The 2,623-nt window shown below is 62.6% G+C and carries 3 protein-coding genes; all 3 read right to left on the bottom strand.

Going from position 1 to position 2,623, the window contains the following annotated elements:
* A partial coding sequence (locus tag D6877_RS19950) for a DUF2334 domain-containing protein (protein WP_130911869.1) occupies positions 1-336 on the bottom strand: 336 nt, incomplete at its 3' end.
* The gene (locus tag D6877_RS19955) at positions 329-1,420 is read right to left on the bottom strand and encodes a glycosyltransferase family 1 protein (RefSeq protein WP_178083717.1); all 1,092 of its coding nucleotides are present in this window, start codon (positions 1,418-1,420) and stop codon (positions 329-331) included. The genes D6877_RS19950 and D6877_RS19955, both read right to left, overlap by 8 nt.
* Before the next feature lie 216 nt (positions 1,421-1,636).
* Positions 1,637-2,623: HAMP domain-containing methyl-accepting chemotaxis protein (locus D6877_RS19960; protein ID WP_130911871.1), on the bottom strand; the 987-nt coding region annotated here is incomplete at its 5' end.

Consider the following 2,623-nt stretch of genomic DNA (forward strand, 5'->3'; position numbering starts at 1 on the left):
GGCTGCTTCGCGGGACAAGCGATAGAACTCACCTTCATGGGTGTAGACCCGGCGCATGAACCAGTCGCGCGGGTTGTTCGGCAGGGGTTCCTGATCGTCGTGGTAGTAACCGTGCAGCGCCAGTTCATCGCCTCGGGCGACCCTGGCATCGAGCACTCGCCGGAAGGCAGGGTTGGCATCAAGGGCATCGTGGCGATGGAAGTCCGGCACCACCAGCCACGTCATCGGCACATCACCCAAGGCATCGACAGCCTCGACGAAGGGCTGGTAATCCGCCCAGGTCGAGGGCGCCACATCATGCAACACCAGGCAAACAGCTTTCATTTCTTCAACCATTGGCCACCCGTGGCAGCGTATGGCCGAGCACGGCGTGGTAGTGGCTTAGCAGACTGTCGACCACGGTGTCCCAGGCGTAATGCCGTTCGACGTGCTGGCGCGCCTGACGGCCGAGCCGATCACAGCCGCGACTGAACAGCTCACGCACGGCGTTGGCCATGGCCTGCGGATTATTCGGTGCACAGAGCAGGCCGCAGGAATCGTTGACGATCTCTTCAAACGCCCCGGCCGCAACCGCCACCACGGGAATGCCGCAGGCCATCGCCTCAAGGATGACCAGTCCGAAGGTTTCCTGGTCGCCGGCATGCAGCAGCGCATCGGCGCTGGCCATCAGCCGCGCGACTTTCGGCGCCGGGCAGAATTCGTCGATGACGCTGACGTTGTCCGGCACCGCAGCGGGCATCGACGAGCCGACCAGCAGCAAGTGATAGCGCGGGCCGAGACGTTGCATGCACTTGAGCAGCACCAGCAGGTTTTTCTCCTTGGAACCGCGCCCGGCAAAGATCAGCAGGCGGGTATCTTCGGCAATTCCCAGTTCGGCACGCAGGCCCGGGTCGCGGGCGTCGGGATGGAAAGTGTGCAGATCGACGCCCAGCGGCTGCACATGCACGTTGCGCACGCCAAGCCCAATGAGCTTGTCGGCCATAACCTGACTCGGGGCAAGGACACGATCAAAATTGCCATAGAGACGGGTGACGTAGGCCTCGACATTCGGCGTGACCCAATGGCCCATGCGATTGCCCGCCAGCAGCGGCAGATCAGAGTGATAAAAACCGATCACCGGCACATCCAGCTGCCGCCGCGCATCCAGGGCCGCCCACGCGGTGAGGTAGGGATCGCCGACTTCAATCAGGTCCGGCTGCAAATCCTGCAGGACATTGCGCCATGGCGCCAGGCGCAGCGGGAAGCGATAGCCTTTGCCGAAGGGCAGCGCGGGCGCTGGAACCGTGTAAATGCCGTCATGTTCACCCAGTCGTGCGCCGGGGATCAGCAGGCTGTGACGAATGGCGTTGCGGTCGCCGAGGCGACGGTGTTTGGCATCCAGATAAGTCCGTACGCCTCCGCTGGCCGGGGCGTAGAACATGGTGATGTCGGCGATATGCACGGTGAGCAACCCTCCGCTGTGTTGTTCTCCCTTGGTTGACCGTTATCCAGAATAGATGTTCGGTCGGGATTGCGCGGTGGGGTGTCAGTCGGGTTTCGTTGAAAGGTAGATATTCGCGAGCAGGCTCGCTCCCACAATGGAATGCATTTTCCCTGTGGGAGCGAGCCTGCTCGCGAAGTGGCCAGTCGCCGCAGCTTAAATCCTGAAGCTGCCCACCAGTTGCTTGAGACGCGAAGCCTGCTGCTCCAGATCCGAACACGCGCGCAATGTCGCTTGCAGGTTCTCGACACCCTCCTGGTTCAGCGTATTGATCTCGGTAATGTCGACGTTGATCGACTCGACCACCGCAGTCTGTTCCTCGGTCGCGGTCGCCACCGACTGGTTCATTCCGTCGATCTCGCCGATGCGCTGGGTCACGCTGTTCAGGCGTTCGCCGGCGAGGTTGGCGATCTCGACGCTGTCCTGGCTGTGGCGCTGGCTGTCGCTCATGGTGCTCACCGATTCTCGGGCGCCGACTTGCAGCTCCTCGATCATGGTCTGCACCTGCTGTGCCGATTCCTGCGTGCGGTGCGCCAGATTGCGCACTTCATCGGCCACCACGGCAAAACCGCGACCGGCCTCACCGGCACGCGCCGCTTCGATCGCCGCGTTCAGCGCCAACAGGTTGGTCTGCTGGGAAATGCTGGTGATCACTTCGAGAATCTGGCCGATGTTGACGGTCTTGCTGTTCAGCGACTCGATGTTGGTGCTCGACGCGCTGAGCATGCTCGACAGTTGGTTCATCGCCTTGATGCTGCGCTCGACCACTTGCTGGCCATCCTCGGCCAGACCCCGGGCGTCGCTGGCCTGATTCGATGCTTGGGCAGCGTTGCGGGCGATTTCCTGGGCGGCGGCGCCGAGCTGATTGATCGCGGCGGCAACACTGCTGGTGCGCGAGGCTTGCTGATCGGAGTTGTACATCGACGAATTCGACGCAGCGACCACGCGCAGGGCGACTTCGTTGACCTGGCCGGTGGCCGAGGACACTTCGCGGATCGAGCCGTGAATGCGCTCGACGAAGCGGTTGAACGCGGTGCCGAGGATGCCGAATTCATCGTTATTGACGATGTTCAGGCGTTTGGTCAGGTCGCCCTCGCCGTCGGCGATGTCTTCCATGGCGCGGGTCATCACGTGCAGCGGCTG

The organism is Pseudomonas sp. Sample_9 (assembly GCF_004307535.1).
Taxonomy (GTDB): domain Bacteria; phylum Pseudomonadota; class Gammaproteobacteria; order Pseudomonadales; family Pseudomonadaceae; genus Aquipseudomonas; species Aquipseudomonas mercuritolerans.

Bases quoted from the DNA above. Each gene is read 5' to 3' on its own strand.
- D6877_RS19955 (WP_178083717.1), bottom strand. From the start codon at position 1,420: ATGTTCTACGCCCCGGCCAGCGGAGGCGTACGGACTTATCTGGATGCC.